Origin of the sequence: Intestinimonas sp. HCP28S3_D6 (assembly GCF_052065695.1) — a bacterium.
GTDB lineage: Bacteria > Bacillota > Clostridia > Oscillospirales > Oscillospiraceae > Intestinimonas.
This window is the reverse complement of the sequence record NZ_JBQHTM010000056.1, coordinates 1-17,848: the sequence shown is the minus strand read 5'-3', so window position 1 is coordinate 17,848 and position 17,848 is coordinate 1. Positions and strand designations below refer to the sequence as shown.

General features: G+C 59.2%; 13 protein-coding genes. 8 read left to right on the top strand and 5 right to left on the bottom strand.

Annotation, left to right across the window (positions count from 1 at the left end; all coding sequences use genetic code 11):
• Nucleotides 1–99 precede the first annotated feature (99 nt).
• The 3 genes from ACTNBK_RS14780 to ACTNBK_RS14770 are packed head-to-tail and all read right to left on the bottom strand — an operon-like array spanning nucleotide 100 to nucleotide 5,465.
• Complete coding sequence (locus ACTNBK_RS14780) at nucleotides 100–1,473, bottom strand: MBG domain-containing protein (RefSeq protein WP_441147275.1); 1,374 nt, start codon at nucleotides 1,471–1,473, stop codon at nucleotides 100–102.
• Nucleotides 1,474–1,491: 18 nt separating this feature from the next.
• Nucleotides 1,492–4,368: an InlB B-repeat-containing protein gene (locus ACTNBK_RS14775; RefSeq protein WP_441147273.1), complete on the bottom strand. Its 2,877-nt coding sequence runs from the start codon at nucleotides 4,366–4,368 to the stop codon at nucleotides 1,492–1,494.
• The gene (locus tag ACTNBK_RS14770; RefSeq protein ID WP_441147271.1) at nucleotides 4,365–5,465 is read right to left on the bottom strand and encodes a GGDEF domain-containing protein; all 1,101 of its coding nucleotides are present in this window, start codon (nucleotides 5,463–5,465) and stop codon (nucleotides 4,365–4,367) included. Before ACTNBK_RS14770 ends, ACTNBK_RS14775 begins: the two co-directional genes overlap by 4 nt.
• A gap of 533 nt (nucleotides 5,466–5,998) precedes the next feature.
• Here ACTNBK_RS14770 and ACTNBK_RS14765 point away from each other — a divergent pair.
• The 6 genes from ACTNBK_RS14765 (at nucleotide 5,999) to ACTNBK_RS14740 (ending at nucleotide 11,689) form a co-directional block, all read left to right on the top strand.
• Nucleotides 5,999–6,736, top strand: a complete 738-nt coding sequence (locus tag ACTNBK_RS14765) for a LytR/AlgR family response regulator transcription factor (RefSeq protein ID WP_441147269.1) — start codon at nucleotides 5,999–6,001, stop codon at nucleotides 6,734–6,736.
• A complete protein-coding gene (locus tag ACTNBK_RS14760; RefSeq protein ID WP_441147267.1) occupies nucleotides 6,733–8,010 on the top strand; it encodes a sensor histidine kinase in 1,278 nt (425 codons plus the stop codon). Before ACTNBK_RS14765 ends, ACTNBK_RS14760 begins: the two co-directional genes overlap by 4 nt.
• A 233-nt stretch (nucleotides 8,011–8,243) precedes the next feature.
• Nucleotides 8,244–8,723, top strand: a complete 480-nt coding sequence (locus tag ACTNBK_RS14755; RefSeq protein WP_441147266.1) for a hypothetical protein — start codon at nucleotides 8,244–8,246, stop codon at nucleotides 8,721–8,723.
• A 199-nt stretch (nucleotides 8,724–8,922) separates the two neighbouring features.
• Nucleotides 8,923–9,891, top strand: coding sequence for a glycoside hydrolase family 2 protein (locus tag ACTNBK_RS14750; RefSeq protein WP_441147264.1), 969 nt, complete (start codon nucleotides 8,923–8,925; stop codon nucleotides 9,889–9,891).
• The gene (locus ACTNBK_RS14745) at nucleotides 9,785–11,140 is read left to right on the top strand and encodes a glycoside hydrolase family 2 TIM barrel-domain containing protein (protein WP_441147262.1); all 1,356 of its coding nucleotides are present in this window, start codon (nucleotides 9,785–9,787) and stop codon (nucleotides 11,138–11,140) included. The genes ACTNBK_RS14750 and ACTNBK_RS14745 overlap by 107 nt, the downstream gene beginning before the upstream one ends.
• 24 nt (nucleotides 11,141–11,164) lie before the next feature.
• Nucleotides 11,165–11,689, top strand: coding sequence for a DUF308 domain-containing protein (locus tag ACTNBK_RS14740; RefSeq protein WP_441147261.1), 525 nt, complete (start codon nucleotides 11,165–11,167; stop codon nucleotides 11,687–11,689).
• 160 nt (nucleotides 11,690–11,849) lie between these two features.
• Here ACTNBK_RS14740 and ACTNBK_RS14735 read toward each other — a convergent pair whose 3' ends face one another.
• Entirely contained in the window at nucleotides 11,850–15,143 is a 3,294-nt protein-coding gene (locus tag ACTNBK_RS14735; protein WP_441147259.1) for an AAA family ATPase, read from the bottom strand.
• Nucleotides 15,140–16,282 (bottom strand): exonuclease SbcCD subunit D, encoded by a 1,143-nt coding sequence (locus ACTNBK_RS14730; RefSeq protein ID WP_441147257.1) that lies wholly within the window; start codon nucleotides 16,280–16,282, stop codon nucleotides 15,140–15,142. The genes ACTNBK_RS14735 and ACTNBK_RS14730 overlap by 4 nt, the downstream gene beginning before the upstream one ends.
• A 220-nt stretch (nucleotides 16,283–16,502) precedes the next feature.
• Between ACTNBK_RS14730 and ACTNBK_RS14725 the strand changes: the two genes are divergently transcribed.
• A complete protein-coding gene (locus tag ACTNBK_RS14725; RefSeq protein ID WP_441147255.1) occupies nucleotides 16,503–16,859 on the top strand; it encodes a BlaI/MecI/CopY family transcriptional regulator in 357 nt (118 codons plus the stop codon).
• Between the two features lie 4 nt (nucleotides 16,860–16,863).
• On the top strand, nucleotides 16,864–17,739 hold the full coding sequence (locus ACTNBK_RS14720) for a M56 family metallopeptidase (protein ID WP_441147253.1): 876 nt from the start codon (nucleotides 16,864–16,866) through the stop codon (nucleotides 17,737–17,739).
• Nucleotides 17,740–17,848: the final 109 nt, after the last annotated feature.

The following is a 17,848-nucleotide window of genomic DNA, read 5'->3' as shown; positions in this document are numbered from 1 at the left end:
ATCCGTAAATGTTTCCTGTTTCTTCATCCCCATACACCACCATTGCGTTGATAGTGTTATTATCCCACATCCGGAGCCTTTATGGTAGTGCGGATTAAATCAGAGATTCCCCAGATCGCCCACCACGATGTCCGGGCTGCCGGGGGTCACCTTCACCACGGAGTTGGTGGCGCCCTGGGGCAGGACGGCGTCACAGGTCTTGCTTTCTGTGGTGATTTCCACCTTGCGGGTGACCGTGCGCACATCCTTGGTGACCACCAGATTATAGATGCCGGGGACAAGATTTTTAAACTCGAAGGTGCCGTCATTCCCTGTGGTGACCTCGCCGAGCTTGTTTGCCCCCAGCCAGAGGGTGACCACCGCGTTGGCCGCTCCGATATCTCCTTCCTCTGTTTTCTCCGTGACGGTACCGTACACGTCAAACACCGCCTGCCACTGGGCGGTGAAGGCCACATTGCGGGCGGGCATGGTGAAGGCTTCGCCGGGCTGATAGAGGATGGTGCCGCCGTCGGCTTTCCAGCCGGTGAAGAGGTGGCCCTCCCAGGCAAAGGGATTGGAGGGCAGAATGATCTGACCGTCCTTCACGGCGGCCTGGGCGGCGGGCGCGGCGCCTTCGGCGCTCTCCCCGGCGGTAAAGGTGGCCGTGTACAGTACCGGCGGGGCCTGGGTGATGGTGAGGACACCCACCTGCATCCCGGTGCTGCCGTTGGTGTGGCGGTAGTTGGGATCGGTGATGGTCACCCAGATCTCGTAGCTGCCCACATCCTTGGGGGAGGCCACCGGGCTGCCGTTCTGCCGGTAGGTGACGGTGTAGGGGCAGCTTTCGTCATCCGGGGTAACGGACGCATTCTTTTCGCTGCCGTCGGCCTGCACCGTATTGCCCGCCACGGTGAAGATCACCGGCTTGGACTGAATGGTCAGGGTGGCCGTACTGTTTTTCAGGGTGTAATTGGACACATCGTCACCGGTGAGGGCGGCGGTCAGCCGATAGGTGTCGGCGTCGGTGCCGGCGCCGGAGACCTCCGCCGCCACATCATCGCTGCTCACGATGCCGGGAAGCGTCACCTCGACCTTCGCACCGTCGCCGTACACCTGATCCAGACCCAGCCAGACGGCGGAGAGAGTCTTTCTGGCCACTGTGAACTCCGCCTGGGTGGTAACCGCATCATAATTGTCCGTGGCTGCAAAGGTGGCGGTGACGGTGTAACTTCCCGCATCGGTGGGGACGGCGCTGCTGTCGTAGGCCGTGCCCCCGGCGGTGGTACCGGTGTAACGGTAGGTCACGTGGTCGGTGCCGTGGGTGGCCGACGTGGGTATGGGGGCGGTGGCCGTCTCTCCATAGGTCCAGCCCGCCATGGTGACCGAGGCGGTTCCGGCACCCTGGGCGATGGTGTATTCCAGAGTAGTGCCGTCGGCGGGCAGCTGATAGTTGGGATTGTCAAGGCCGGTGGCCTCGGCTGTGTAGGCGCCCACATCCACCTTGTCCCCACCCTACACGGTGACGGTACAGCTGTCCTCCCCCACTAGGCCGGTGGCCTCTGCGGTAACGCTGACCGGCTGGCCGGTGTAGACCAGGTCTTTATCGCCGTGCCAGACAAGGCCCACGGTCTTGGGGGTAATGTCGGCCGTGGCAGTCAGTTCAGCGGTGGAGAGCTTATAGTTCTCGCCCCAGGCGCCGTCCAGGATGACGGTGACATGGACCGTCTTGTCCTCGCCTGCGCCGGCATCCTCAAAGGTGAATGTGCCGGTGGCGGTGGGCTGGTCACCCGCCACCGCGCCGGTGAGGGAGATGGCGCCTTTGGTCTCCGCGCTGCCGTCATACTCCTTGCTTTCCACGGAGAGGACGGCGGGGTTCAGGGTGACCTTGCTTACCATCACCGTGACCATCTTCTTCACGGTCTCATAGTTGTCCGGGTTCGCAGGGGTGAAAATCGCGGCATGGCTCTGCTCGCCTGCGTTACCAACGAGAGCGTCCCCATCCTCCCAGGTCCAGCCCTCGGGCAGAGCGACGGACGAGAGTGCGTCCCCGTAGGCAGCGGTGAGGCCGGTGGGCACGGTGTAGTCCGGCGTGGCCCCGCAGATGGTGACCGTGACGGGGTTGCTTGTGCCGCTGGCCTCCTGGCCGTCCGTGTCCCGGACGGTGACGGCGGCGGTGTATGTGCCGCTGTGGGCCACGTCGGTGAGCTCCAGAGTACTGCCGGTCTTGCCGTCCAGCAGCTGGCCGTCCTTGTACCACGCATAGGTGTAGGTCACACCCACCTCGTGGCTGGCCTGGGCGGTGAGGGTGACCACGGGACTGCCCCCGCTGTAGGTGCCGCTTGCGTCAGCGGGGTCGGCGCTGAGCGTCACAGTGGGGGCGCTCAGCGTCCAGTGGGCGGTGTAGGCCTTGTCTCCGGTGCTTCCCCTGGGAATGGTGACGGTCTGCTGGAGCTCTGTGCCGTCGCCCTCCGTCCAGCCTGCAAAGATGTAGCCCTGCTTTGTGGGGTTATTGAGGATAAAATCGCCCGTCTCCACCGTGTAGCTGCCGGGGTTGACCTGCCCACCGGCAAGGCTGCCGCCGTCCAGGTTATAGGTGATGTGGTAGGTGATCGGGGTCCATTGGGCGTAGAGGGTGAGGTCGCCGCTGACCGTGTCGCTGCCAAAATTCCACGGGGTGGTGCAGTCCGCTTCTTGGTACCACCCGCCGAAGTCGTAGCCGTCGGCGGTGGGGGTGGGGGGGTCCTCTACCTTGCCGCCCTGCTGCACCGACTGCTGCTCAGGCGCGGTACCGTGGCCGTTGGCGTTGAAGGTGACCGTATAGGTGGGGAGAGGCTCCAAAATTTCAAAGCTGACGCTAACCGTTTTGTTTTCTATCGTAAGGCTGGCGGTGGCGGTGCCTGCCTTATCATTGTTTTCATAGGTAACTTCTGGATGTTCCCCAACCCAGTTGCTACTGTATGTCACCGTGGCTGGCGTGACGGGGCTGCCGTCAGCATTGGCATAATGAGGGCCGGGGGATACGCTGAGGGTGGCTGTGGCGCTGTGGCCGCAGTTACCAAAGCCAGTACAGGTTTGCGTAATGGTGTTCGCCTGGCCGTCAGCGGTGTAAGAATAGAAATGCGTATGCAGTATGACCTCCTGGCTGTCGCCTTCTCCGGCGAGCATAATGATTGCGCCATCCATCTCGGAGGTGAAATAATCCGTGGGCTCTGCGCCGCTCATGTGAGTCCCCCAGCCGCGGGTGACGAAGCCGCGGCTGGCGTTCACACCGTAGGTCTTACCAGGGGGCAGGGGCTCATTCAGGGTGATCACGTTGTCATTCAGATATAGATTGGAGGGGTCCGAATTGCTGCCCGCGGTGTTGCCGCTGATGTCCGGTTCTCCGGAGAGCTTAAATGCTGCACCGTAGTCGCTTAGCGACAGATACACGCCGCCGCCTTCACTGGCATGGTTGCCCGTAATACTGCCGCCGGACAGCAGAAAGTTCGTTTCCGTACCTTCCTTGCCAAAAACCAATACCCCGCCGCCGAATGTGGCCTCATTGCCCGAGATCGCGCCGTCCGACATGGTGAAGGTCCCCCTGCTGAGGTACACCCCGCCGCCGCCGCCATCCCGCGTTTGTTTGACCACAGCGTTTTCTGTAATGCTGCCGCCGGACAGGGTGAAGCTGCCATCATCGATGAGTACCCCGCCGCCGCCGTCATTTTGTTCGGAAACTGTCATCCTATTCTTTTGTATAGACCCGCCGGACATGGCGAAGGTACCGCCGGTGCTTACATATACCCCGCCGCCGCCGCAAATGTCGGCTCCGCTCGTGCCAGCTCCCACTCCGTTTGCCAGGTTGCCGGTGATGGTGCCGCCGGTCATGGTGAAGCTGCCATTGCTGACATAGACGCCGCCGCCCTTGTCCGCGGTGCTGCCGGCGATATTGCCCGACTCCAGGGTCAGGGCGCCGCCCTCCACCAGAATGGCGCCGCCCAAGGTCGCCTTGCCGCCGGTGATGACGCCGCCGTCGAGGGTGCAGCCTTCCCCGCCGCTGCCCTGCTGCCACAGGCCGGTTTCATCCAGACAGCCCTCCGTGGCGGTGGCCTGGCAGTCGCAGATGGTCAGGCTGGCGCCGCTGCCCACGGTGATGTTGTGCCCGTTCAGGTCCAGCACTTTGCCCTTGAGGCAGAGGGTGGCGGTGCCGGAAATTGTGATGCTGCTGCTGGCCGTCACATGGTCCGACAGATAGCAGTTGCCGGACAGGCTGGTTGTGCCCGCAGTCAATGCCGTCCAGCCGCTGCTGTGGCTGCCGTTGCAAGTCCCGCCCGCCGCCAGTACCCGTACCGGCAGCAGGGTAATCAGCAGGGAGAGCATCAGCCCCCAGCTCAACATCCGTTTTTTCATACACACGCCTCCTCGAACGGCTCCTTTTCCGCATACTCCAACTTCTGGACGCAGCATCGGCCTTTTCCGGTCTCCTTGGCTTGATACAGCATTTGGTCTGTTTCCGCATACAGCTGCTGGTAAGTACACTGGGGCTTTGTGCAGATGCACACACCCACGCTGCACTGGATTGCCAAGGGCTGCCCCTGCCATTGGATTGTGCCCAATCGCTCCACCAGCCCCTGGCCCAGGTTCATGGCTTGCGCCTGTGTCAGGGGGCGGTCGTAAAGCACTGCAAACTCGTCTCCACCGACCCGTCCCAAACCAGCCGCGTCCGGAAAGGCACGGCGCATGGCTTCCGCCGTCTCCACCAGCACATGGTCCCCGCAGGGGTGTCCATAGCGGTCGTTGATCCCTTTGAACTCATCCAGATCCGCAAGGAACAGGGTCAGGCCACTGGATCTCTCCGCGCGCTCCAGGCCGCAGAGCACCTGCTCCGCCCAACATTCCACCGTCGTCTTGTTGAGTAGCCCCGTCAGGGGGTCCAACTGTACCAGCTGCTGCAATTTGGCATTGATCTCTATGATCTGCTTCTGCTGCTTCAGCATAACAGCGTTATGATGGGCATTGGCCAGGGAAACGGCCAGGGCCACCACAAAGGTGATGGTCAGATTGAGTCGGCCACCCACATCCAGCAGCGGGGCCATGATGGCCCGAAACACCAGGTAGCCCACCACAAACTGCGCTGCGCTGTACCAGGGCGGCGACTGGATCAGCAAAGCCAATCCCAGCAGCGCCGTCGTCAGCACCGTGGTCCCCGCCGCTGGATCGCGGTATAGATCGTAGGTGTTAAGCCCCATGTGCCACAAAAGAATCAGGTAGGTCACCGCATACTGGGCGTTCCACTGAACCCCTGCCGGGGCCCGCTTCAGCGCCCGCCGCAGTACCAGCCACAGGGCTGCCACGAGGATCAGGAGGCAGTACATGGAAAAATATATACGGTTGTTCCGGGTCCCTAGTCCGGACTGGGACCAAAACAGCACCCGGGCGATATTGAAGAGCTCCACCGCAAAAATAATCGCACAGATGATCTGTAAGGAAAAGTTGTTTTTCCGCACTGATTCCTTCAGGAACTCCTGACGGATATAACTGGGAATTTGTAGGTCAAATCGAAGCCTGTGATTGAGTAAGTTTTGCATTTTGCGCACCATAAAACAAAACATCCTTTTAAAACGGTGATCGTATAGAAATGCCTCAAACCGCGCTGCCTTTATCAAATCTGTATGTCCGGCCAGCAGCAGATTCCCACCTCCAGCGCCACCGAACATTTCGGTGAAAATACGCATAGCGGCAGAACCAGCACTGGCTGCCCTCTATGGGCAGGTGCTCTTTTCTGGGGGTAAACGCAGGGCAACTCTGACTGGGCCACACGCTTCCGTCTCGTTTGGGCGCAGACAGGGGTTCTCGCCGGTCATCATATGCTTTACAGTCATACTGCATAGCAAGACCTCCTTTTAGCAGTCCCTCTTGACGGTTTTTGGCTTTCATGCTATTTTCATTGTATGAATCGTTACAAAATTGGGAAGTAGCAACTCAGAATTTGCCGCTATTTGCGCAAAATTCGAAGTTGGTTACATCAGGGAGGCTGACTATGCTGCGGATCGCCATATGTGATGATGACGAACAACAACTGAATAAGATGGCGGCGCTGTTGGAGGCCTATCTCCAGTCTCGCCCCGGCCTGCATGGGCAGGTGGAGGCGTTCCGGAGTGGTAACGCGCTGTTGGCAAGGGCGGAGGATGCGGAGGGCTTTGGCCTATATGTGCTGGATATCCTTATGCCAGATCTGAGCGGAATCGACACTGGACGCCGTCTGCGAGCGATGGGTGAGGGCGGTGAGATCATCTATCTCACCAATTCCAACGACTTTGCCGCCGACAGCTACGACGTCCGGGCTTTTTTCTATCTGCTCAAGCCGGTGGAGCAAAGGAAGCTCTTTCAGGTATTAGACGGTGCGGTGGAGAAGCTGAATCAGCGGCGGAGCAGCGCCGTTGTGGTGCCCACGACGGGCGGCCCCCGGCGCATCCTGCTGGAGCGCATCCGGTATGTGGAACGAGTGGAGCGCTGTATGCGCTATTACTGCACCGACGGCACGGTAGATTCTCAGACGATTCGGGTCTCCTTCCGTGAAGCGGCCGCTCCCCTGCTGGCCGACCGGCGCTTTTGCCTGTGCGGGGCCAGCTTCGTACTGAATTTCCAGCATGTCACCGGAGTGCAGGGACAGACTGCTTTGCTGGACAACGGCCAGTCTGTGGCGCTGCCACGGACAGCGGCGACAGACTTTAAGAAAGCCTGGGGCAGCTACTGGCTGGAGGCCCATTCACTATGACAAATATCATTTTTCTCGTCTTCCGCGTCTTCTTTATTACAATAATGACCGTTGGAATGATGGCAAGTCTGACCGAATTTCGCTTTGGGCGCAGAAAGCTGCTGCTGATTCTGGCGGTTTACAGCATTTGGGTGGTTGGTTCCAGCCTGATTTTGCTGTGTCTCGGCGGAGAACTGCTGCTGCTCCGCCTATTTTTTCTCAGCATTTCTGTTCCGGCTACCTTCCTTACATATTTGGCCTCCAATGACACCCCCACCCAGGCGGTTTTTAACTACACGACACAGATTCTGATCTCCGCGCTGTCGGCCTCTATGATCCGCTGGCTGACGGAGTCCCTGTGCCTCTCATGGCTTGTGAATATCCTGTTGATGTGTGCATTCTATTTTGCGGTGATTTATCTGGAGTGGCGTTTCCTACGGAAACCTTTCCGCATGCTGATCCGGGTGATGCCTGCCCGCTGGGGGGTACTTACCCTCGTTCCCTGTGTGTTCTGCGGCTATCTTATTTTTGTGGCCGCCTGGCCAGGCAGTTATCTCGAAAATAAAGCACAGCGTCTCTATCTCTATGCCGCTGTTATTCCTATCGCCATTGTGTATGTCGCCGTATTCAAGAGCCTTCTGGCGCAGTACCGCATCCAGATGGAGCGACAGAGTACCGCGCTGCTGACCGTACAGATTTCAGCGCTGAAAGAAAAGGTGCATCGGATCAAAGAAGTAGAGGAAAGTATTCGAATCCAGCGCCACGACCTGCGCCATCAGCTCCAGGTTGTCACAGAGCTGGTGTCACGCGGGGACAAGGATGCGGCCCTAGACTTTCTGGACGCCGCCCAGAAGCGGCTGGATGAGCGGAAGGAAATCCGCTGGTGCCGTCCCCCAATATTGGACGCTGTGTTTTCCTCTTACTTCGAGCAGGCCAAAAGACAGGGCATCCGGGTGGAGGCAAAGATCTCCCTACCTGACACCTTGCCAGTGGACGAGGGCGAGTTGGCCATCGTTGTAGCCAATGCTTTGGAAAATGCCATCCACGCCAATCTGGCACTGCCCCAGGAGCAGCGGGAGATCCGGTGTAAGATGGTAGGAGCACCCGGCGTCATGCTGGAACTCTCCAATCCTTGTGCCGCCAATGTTACCTTTGACAGCAACGGCCTTCCGGTAGCGCCAAAGGAGGGGCATGGTCTGGGAGCGCAGTCCATCTGTGCGTTTTGCCGTAAAAACGGAGCCGTCTGCCAGTTTGACCTGACAGACGGCTGGTTCCGGTTGAGACTGGTGCTGTGAGATTGCGCAGTGCACATCATATCTGGCCCACAAACTATATCTGCCGCCTTTCGGCCGCATGTCGAAATGTTAAATTGCATATTTTTGTTGTACGAACGCCGGTATCTGTCAAAAATTGGACAGATACCGGCGTTTGTCTATACACAGATGTTAAATTGCAAATTGTCACATGGTTGTCGGTTCGCTAGGATACTATGAGGAAACGCCAGACGATGAGCCGTCTAGGAGGAACTATGGAACGAGAAGCATTTTACCCGAAACTGTGCGAACTGGATGAGGACACGCATATCATGCAGGCCTGCCTGCGCACCTGCCAAACACTGGACTCGAACGAACTGCAGGCGGCGACACAAAAGCTTCATGAGACCAGCGATGAATGGGCCGCCCATCTGGAGGACAATATTCGTAGGAGCCGCTCGCCAGCTCTCTCCGCACTGGCAGAGACCCAGAAAAACTACTATCAGGCAGTAAAGCGAATTACGGAACAGAAACGGCCCGCTTACTTTCACGGCGAAGTCAGCACTCCAGTGCAGGAACAATCAGAAGCCAGGATGCTATATGCGGAATACGCAATTGATTTCGCAAGACAATCCATATACCATGCGCTGTTTTCCGCATTATCCGCCATCAGCCTGGAGCTGCTGGGACAGGATGTGCACCGGAGACAATCAGCCAAAGCGAAGGCCCTGCATCAGCTGTCAGAGGAGCTGTGATGCGAGCCATGCCTCCCGCCGTTTTTTATGGAGCGCTTCACCCGTATTCTCTGGTTTATAGATGGCCGACGTCGGTTATCGTCTTACGGATCTGGCTCTATCTGCGCGGCAATACTCTCATCCTGGGCTTTCTTAATCAATCATGTATTCGAGAAAACACGAAATCAAAGACTGGACAGAACGATTAAAGGAGGAACCTATGCGGACTATAATTCCACTGCTGAGAAAATGGGCGTTTACCAAACAAAATAGCGCCTGCCCGACCCAAATGCCCACCGACTGGATCTGGGTCAATCTTCCCCACACCTGGAACGACATTGACGGCCAGGACGGCGGCAACGATTATTACCGGGGCGTGGGGTGGTATGCTAAGCGCCTCCACCGGTCAGACCTTCCACAAGCGGACTGCTGCTTCCTGGAGATCACTGGCGCCAGCGCCTCTGCCGACATCTATTTCAATGGCGAAAAGCTGGCGCACCATGACGGCGGATACTCCATCTTCCGGGTCGATCTGACGGAATATTTGCGGGAGGAAAATCTGCTGGTGATTGCTGTGGACAATGGCGTCAATGACCGGGTCTATCCGCAGATGGCGGACTTCACCTTCTACGGCGGACTGTATCGGGCGGTAAACATCATCTGTACGGATGCCTGCCATTTTGATCTGATGGACCACGGCAGTCCAGGAATCCAGGTGACGCCGGATGTCTCCGGCCGGGTGGAGATCGGGACTCGAGTCTGCGGCAGCAAGGAAGCCCAGGTGCGCTTCACCATTTCAGACCGGGATGGCAGAGAGGTGGCATCCGCCCAGTCAGACAGCCCCGATGCCGTCCTGACGGTGCCCAGCCCCTGCCTGTGGAACGGGCGCAAGGACCCCTATCTGTACACGGCGACGGCGGAGCTGATGGTGGACGGCCAGGCGGTGGACAGGATCTCCACCCGGTTCGGCTTCCGGAGTTTTCAGATCGACCCCCAGAGGGGCTTTCTTCTCAACGGACAGGAATACCCGCTGCGGGGTGTGGTCCCGCCATCAGGACCGCTGGGGGTACGGCAACGCTCTTTTGCCGGAACACCACCGGGAGGACATGGACCTCATCTGCGAGATGGGGGCCAATACCATTCGTCTGGCCCACTATCAGCACGATCCGTATTTCTACGACCTGTGTGATGAGCGGGGCATGGTGGTGTGGGCGGAGATCCCCTACATCTCCCGTCATATGCCTCAGGGGCGGGAAAACACCCGCTCCCAGATGGAGGAGCTGATCCTCCAGAACTACAACCACCCCTCTGTCGTTGTCTGGGGTCTGAGCAACGAGATCACCGTGGGTGGGGATGCAGGAGAGGACTTGTTGGAAAACCACCGGCTTTTAAACAATCTGTGCCACCAGCTAGATCCCACTCGCCGTACCGTGGTGGCAGCGGTGAGTATGTGCCCCATAGAGAGCCCCTACCTCCAAATCCCGGACGCCGTTTCCTACAACCACTATTTTGGCTGGTACGGCGGCGATACCTCCATGAATGGTCCCTGGTTCGATCATTTCCACGAGGTATATCCCAACATCCCCATCGGATGCAGCGAGTACGGCTGCGAGGCGCTGGACTATCACACCTCTGACCCACAGCAGGGGGACTATACGGAGGAATACCAGGCACATTATCACGAGGAGCTCATCCGTCAGCTGTTCTCCCGCAAATACCTTTGGGCCACCCATGTGTGGAATATGTTTGACTTCGGCGCAGACGGCCGGAATGAGGGCGGCGAGAATGGACAGAACCACAAAGGTCTGGTGACATTTGACCGTAAATATAAAAAGGACGCTTTCTACGCCTATAAGGCGTGGCTTTCCGATGAGCCCTTCGTGCATATCTGCGGCAAACGTTATATCCGGCGTGTGGAGGACGTCACCCGGGTGACGGTCTATTCCAATCAGCCCAAGGTGGAGCTGTTTGCCAATGGCATATCCTTAGGGATTCAGGAGGCTCCGGATCACTTCTTCTATTTTGATGTGCCCAATCAGGGAGAGACCCGTCTGTTGGCCACGGCAGGCGAATGTATGGATGAAAGCCACATCTGCAAGGTAGACACCTTCTATGAGCCCTACCGACTCCACGAAAAAGGTGTCCTGCTCAACTGGTTTGACATCACCCAACCGGAGGGCCGCTTCTCACTCAACGACAAGATTCGAGATCTGCTTGCGAACGAGGCTGCTGCCCGCTATGTTCGGGATTTTGTGGATTCGGCTATGCGGTCACTGCAACAAGACGGCCAGCAGGAGTCCTTCATGAACATGGTCGAAGGGCTCACCCTTCTGCGTCTGTCCGATCTTCTGGTGCAAATACAGCCGGAGGGGAAAAAGCTGACCAAGCAGCAATTACTGGAGTTGAATGGCACACTCAACGGCATAGCCAAGCCATAGCTGTTTAAAAGAAGAATGGCTGAAATGAATCGCAACTTGATAAATCTGATTGTATGCATCGGCGAGATCCTTATTGGCACTCTGCTGCTGATCAATCCAATGGGCTTTACTTCCGCAGTCCTCATTCTGCTGGGGATCGCACTGATCTCCGTAGGAGCTTGGAAAATCCTTACGTATTTCCGGTCTGAGCCGGAGGCAGCGGCGGAAAGCGGCGGGCTTATGGCCGGTCTTGTCATTGTACTGCTGGGCCTTTTCTGTGCCTTCAAACGGGAGTGGTTTATCATCACCTTCCCGGTTCTTACGGTTCTGTACGGCATCATCACATTGATGAACGGAATCAACAAGGTGCAGTGGGCCATAGATCTGCTGCGGCTGAAGCAAAAATACTGGTTTATTGCTATGATCGGTGCCGTGTGTACCCTTCTTTTCGGCATTCTCATTCTGGCCAATCCCTTTGAATCCACGGCTGTTCTCTGGACCTTTATCGCGGTCACACTGATCGTGGAAGCAGTCGTTGATATTCTGACGCTGGTTTTTGGCAGAAGGTGAGGCTTGAACGTTTCCATACTTTTCCTCTCCCCCTGTCAAATATCCACCTGAATGCTATTCATAGCGCCCACCACAAAATTAAGGAGCAGTTTCCTGTGAAAACACACGGAAACTGCTCCTTTTCATGTAGAAAGCCCTGTTCTGTAGCACATCTAAGCCATTACACCACGATCTCTACCCGGCTGCCTCCGGCTTTATCCTTGGTGACAATGATCTGCTTGTCTATTTTTTCTTTCAGCTCCGACACATGGGAGATGATACCTACCAGACGATTTCCCTCCGTAAGCCCTGTGAGGGCGCGGATGGCCTGGGCAAGGGACTCCTCATCCAGAGAGCCGAATCCCTCGTCCACAAACATGGTGTCCAGCCGAATGCCTCCCGCGGCAGATTGCACTTCATCGGAAAGCCCCAAGGCCAGGGAGAGGGACGCCTTGAAGGACTCCCCGCCGGAGAGGGACTTCACGCTGCGCTCTGAGCCGTTGTAGTGGTCAATGACATCCAGCTCCAGACCGCTCTGGCTGCGGTTATTCTCCGCCTCTCTCCGGCGCTTGAGCTCGTATTGTCCCCCGGACATGACCAACAGCCGGAGATTGGCCCGCTGGAGGATGCGGTCAAAGAAGGTCATCTGGATGTAGGTCTCCAGGGCGATTTTTTCCTTGCCGTTTAGATTGCCGTTGACTGTGTTGGAGAGGGCACGCATCCATTGATACCTCTCCTCCAGTTTTTCCAGATCCGCCGCTTTCTCCCGGATATGGCTCAATGCGGTCTGGTTGGTGACCAGGCGAGTGTGGATGGTTTTCTGGGCCTCACTTGCCTCTGCGCGCTGCCGGGTCAGGTCCTGGCTCTGTTGCTGCAGCGCTTCCACATCCACCGTCTGTGCGCTCTCCAGCAGGCGCTGCAATTCTCCAATGGCGGCATCGGCAGCGGCCAACTCCTTTTGGCGGTCTGAGGCCGTTTCCTGGGCCAGCGTCAGTGCATGGGTAAGGCCCTGGTGCTCCTCCCGCAGCGCAGTGATCTTCTCCTGGGCGCGCTCCGCATTTGGGAAGGGCAGCCGGTCACGCCGCGCCTGGATCTGCCCGGCCAATTCCTCCTGCCGGCTGCGCGCGCCTGCCAGCTCTTCCCGCACCTTGGCAGCGGCATCCTCCAGCCCACGCAGCGCCTGCTCCGCCAGAGGGATTTGCTGATTCAACTCCTGCTTTTTCTGTAATTTGCCCTCAAGCACCTGCTCCCGTTCCGCCAGCTGAGCAGTTTTTTCCGTTGTCTCAGTCAGCGCCTGGGTGATCGCCGTCGGGGTATTCTCCAGAGAGCAGTTCTCCAAATGGGCTGACAGATCCCGACGAAGGACGTCCTCCAGCTGCCGTCGCTGGCCGCACAGAGCACTCCAGGAGACCTCGGTCTGACGGATGACTTCGCTCAATTTCTCTGCCTGTTGTTCCAACTCCGCCAGAGATTCCTCCCGATGCGCAATCTCCTGCTCCAGTTCCGCCCGATGAACGAGCTGGGCTTCCAGGTCCATCAGTGCCTGGTGCAGCCGGGTCAGCTCTCCCAGCACATCCTCCTGACAAGCGGCGAGCTGCTCCCGCGCAGTGTCCAGAGCGGGGGAATCGATGTAATCCGCCATGGCCCGGATAAGCTGCTTCTCCCGCTCTTCCAGGGCGGCGCGCTGCGTTCCGGCGGCCATACTGGCCTCCTGCGCCGCTTGCTGCGCCGCCTCCCATGCGGCCTTGGCCTCCTCCAATTCCGCTTCTGTGGGGGCACCTCCGGACAGCTGGGCGGGAGAAGGGTGATGGAGAGCGCCGCATACCGGACAGGGCTGACCCTCGGTCAACGACTGTGCCAGCACACCGGCCTGTTCATCCAAAAATGCCCGGTTTTTTCGGCGGTAGGTCTCCTCCATCTGCTCCGACCGCGCTCTGACCCGCTCGTAGACCGCCTGGGCCGCTTGCAGGGCGCTTCCCTCTTCGGCGTAGTTATCCAAGCCGGCGAGGAGCTGGGACAAGGCTTGTTGTCTCTCCTGCGCCCGCTCCTGGCGGTGGAGCAGTTCCTGCTTCTCTCCGGAAAGTCCGGCGGTGGCCTGGAAGCTTTCCTTGCCGGCCTTCAAAACTTCTTTTTCCTCCGCCAACTGAGCGCTCAATTCTGCTTTCTGTTGCTGCAGTTTCTCCCGTTGGCGCTGTCCCTCGTCAATTTTTCCAAGGCACGTTTGCCATTGCTCTATTTGGATTTTCAAGGCAGTCAGTGCGGCCTTGCGGCTTTCCGCCTGCTCCTGTTCCCGCAGCAGTCGTTCCCGGTCTGCATCCACAGAGGTCAGCGCGTCCAGCTCCTGCCGCCAAGCTTCCAGCGACTGTGCCTGGGCAGTCCGCGCCTCCTCCTGTCGACCGCGTTTTTCCTCCAAGGCTGTGGCGCTCTCTGCCAGGGTGGCCAGGTCGTGCTCCTGCTTGGACAGCTCCTGATACCGGGGCAGCTCCGCCTCTAAAGCGGCCAGTTCTCTCCCAATAGCCTCCTGCCGGGGCGTCTTTTCCCGCTCCGCCTCCAGGGCGTTCCGGGCCATCTCGACCTGAGGCAGCAGCTCCTCCCGCTCTCTTTGGGCCTGCTCCAGCTTTTCCCTGACCTTTTGGGTCTCCTGCGCCTTACCCAGCAGGGCGGAGGCCTCTTTCAGCGCGACGTCCAGTCGGTCCAAAACCTCCTGCTGGCGGGTTTCCTCCCCCTGGTCCTGATCGATCAACCGCTGAATCAGCTCCACCGTCTCCTGAAAGGGGAGATTACCCGCCTGGGCCTTCCGCACTTCGGACTGCAACAGGTCGTCCTCCTGACAGACCACACCGCCGATATACTGCTGCACGCTGGCCCGGGCCGCTTCACACTCCCGCTGGAGCCTGCCGGCTTCACTTTTCATCTTTTCCTGGAACACCATGTAGTACCGGGTCTTGAAAATCTCCCGAAAGATCTCCTGACGGCTTTTGGTGTCGGCCTGTAGCAGCTTGCGAAAATCTCCCTGGGCGATCATGGCAATCTGAGAAAACTGGCTGCGGTTGAGGCCGATAAGCTCGGCGATCTCCCGGTTGACCTCCCGGGCCTTGGTGACCACCCGGCCGTCCGGAAGGGTAAGCTCCGCGTCCGCCTTTTGGATGGTGGTTCCACCACCCTTTTTCGCCGGCCGCTCGTACTCCGGATTCCGGCGGACCATATAGGTTTTACCGCCGTAGGAGAAGACCAGCTCCACCTGCGTGGGGGTCTCCGGCTGGGCGTACTTGGAGCGGAACATGGAGGGGTCCCGGTCGTCTCCGCTGGGCTCCCCGTAGAGGGCATAGGTGATGGCGTCAAAGATGGTGGTCTTGCCTGCGCCGGTATCCCCGGTGATGAGGTAAAGCCCCTGTTCCCCCAGCCTCTCCAGGTCCATGACCACCTTCCCGGCGTAAGGTCCGAAGGCGGATACCGTCAATTTCAGCGGTCTCATTCCTCATCCTCCTCCCAGATGCGCTCCATCCACGTCCGGGCAAAGGCCTGCTGCTCCTCGCCCATGGGCCTGCCGTTCTGGGCCTGGTAAAATTCCTCCAGCAGCTCCAGCGGAGAACGGTTCTCCGCATCCTCCGCCCCGTCCAGACAGACCTCCGTCCGGGTGCGCGTGTTGTCATAGTCCAGCTTCATCAGGTTGGGGTAGAGGATCTGGAGCTTGCGCATGGCGTCGGGGACGTCCTCCTCGTCCGTGAGGGTGATGTGGACATAGTCTCGCTGATAGCTCGTCCCCTCATAAAACCCCCGGAAGGTCAGCTCTTCATAGGTCCCACGCAGCTCCACCAGATCCCGCAAAGGGACAAGGGGCACCGTGCGCACGGACACCGCCCCCTTTGCCTCCAGTTCCACTACGGTCACGGACTTCTGATGACCGGCCTCGGAGACGGAGTACTTGAGGGGCGTACCGCAGTAGCGCACCGTCTCCCTGCCCACCCGCTGAGGCTCGTGGATGTGTCCCAGGGCCACATAGTCAAAGGGATCAAAGACGGAGGCATCCACATTGTCCGTCCCGCCCACGGAGAGCTCCTCCGAGTCACACCGGGCAGCGCCGGTGACAAACTGATGGGTCACCAGCACATTTCTCTCGGCCGGGTCCACGCCCATGGCTTCAATGGCTGCGGCCAGGGCATCGGTATAGGTGGTGATCTCCCGCTCGGGGAAGCACCGGCGCACATGGGCCGGCTTTACAAAGGGCAGGAGGTAGAAATTTACCCTGCCGTACTCGTCAGTCAGGGTGATGGGCCTTACCTTGCCGTCATAGACCGGGGCCAGATGAACGCCGCTCCCCTCCATCAGCCGCCCGCCGAAGGCCATGCGCTCCGGAGAGTCGTGGTTGCCGCTGATGAGGAAGATCTGGAGGTCCCGTTTGGCCAACCGCACCAGGAAGCCGTCCAGCAAGGCAACCGCTTCCGCGGACGGCACCGACTTGTCATAGACATCCCCGGCGATCAGGACCCCGTCCGGCTTCTCCGCGTCAATGACGTGGAGGATCTCCGTAAGGATGTACCGCTGATCCTCCAGCATGGAAAACTCATTGACCCGCTTGCCCAGATGCAGGTCGGAGAGGTGAATGAATTTCATCGGCATACCTCCTAAAGCAGCGCGGCGCGCGCCCAGCCCCCGGCACAATGGCCGGAGCAATAACATGCGGTTTTCTCCATTATACGGAACAAATCCTGCTGTGACAAGTAACACCCCTCCCCGGGATTTTTCGCCGCCCCTGTTGACAGATCGGTCTACTTGTTGTAAACTTCATTCAAGAAGGTCTATATCGAGTAGACCAACATGGGAGGTGTGTACAATGGCCGACACGAGACTGGGGGCGGTGGAGACCCGTTTCGCGGACCTCATCTGGGCCCACGAGCCTCTCTCCTCCGGCGAGCTGGTGAAGCTGTGCGAGCAGGAGCTGCGCTGGAAAAAATCCACCACCTACACGGTCCTGCGCCGTCTGTGCGAGCGGGGCCTTTTCCGCAACGACGGCGGCACGGTGATGTCCCTCCTGTCCAAAGAGCAGTTCAGCGCCATGCAGAGCGAGCAGTTCGTGGAGGAGACCTTTGAGGGCTCCCTGCCCAGGTTCCTGGCCGCCTTCTCCACCCGCAGAAAGCTGTCCCACGAGGAGATCGACGCCCTGCAGGCCCTCATCGACAAGCTGAGGTGACGCCATGCTGCAGACGATGTTCCTGACGGTGCTCAATATGTCCATCACCGCCAGCGCCGCCATCCTGCCGGTGCTGGGCGCAAGGCTTTTGCTCCGGCGTGCACCCAAAGTCTTCTCCTACGCCCTGTGGGCCGTGGTGCTCTTTCGCCTGCTCTGCCCCGTGTCCCCGTCGTCTGTCATCTCCCTGTACAATGTCCTGGAGACGCCCGCTGCGGAGGCCGGGCCCGTGGGGCACATGGCATACCTCCCCCTGCCTTCCGATGAGGAGAATACCCCGGTCCTTCCCGCGGCTCCGGCGGAGCAGGCGGAGGACGCCGCGGCTCCGGCAGTCGCTCCGGAAACGGAAGGTATCAGTCTCTCTCCCCTGGCCGCCGCCGGTGCCCTGTGGCTTTCAGGGGCGGCGGCTCTGGCCCTTCTGAACACCGTCCGCTGGGTAAAGCTCCGCCGCCGGCTCCTCTGCGCCCTCCCCCTCCGAGAGAATGTCTACCTGGCGGACCACATCCCGGTGCCCTTCGTAATGGGGCTGGTGCGGCCCAGGATCTATCTGCCCTCCGACCTGGCCGAGGCGGAACAGGCCTACATCATCCGCCACGAGCAGCACCACATCCGCCGGGGTGACCTTCTTTTCCGGCTCCTGGCCTTTGCCGCCCTGTGCATCCACTGGTTCAATCCCTTGGTGTGGCTGGCCTTTACCCTGGCCGGCAGGGATATGGAGATGTCCTGCGACGAGGCGGTGCTCCGGCAGTCCGGCAGCCAGATCCGGGCGGACTACTCCCTGTCCCTCCTGCGGTACTCCGTCGGGAAAAACCGTTTCATCGGCGCGCCCCTCGCCTTTGGCGTGGGAGATACGAGGGAAAGGATCGAGAACGTCATGAAGTAAGAGATGAGCAAAACAGTTGGAAAGAGCGGCCCGCAAACAGGCAAATGGGAATCGAAAGAGATTAGGGCATCTCAAGGGTGCAAAAACCATAGCGCGGTAAACCCCGCGC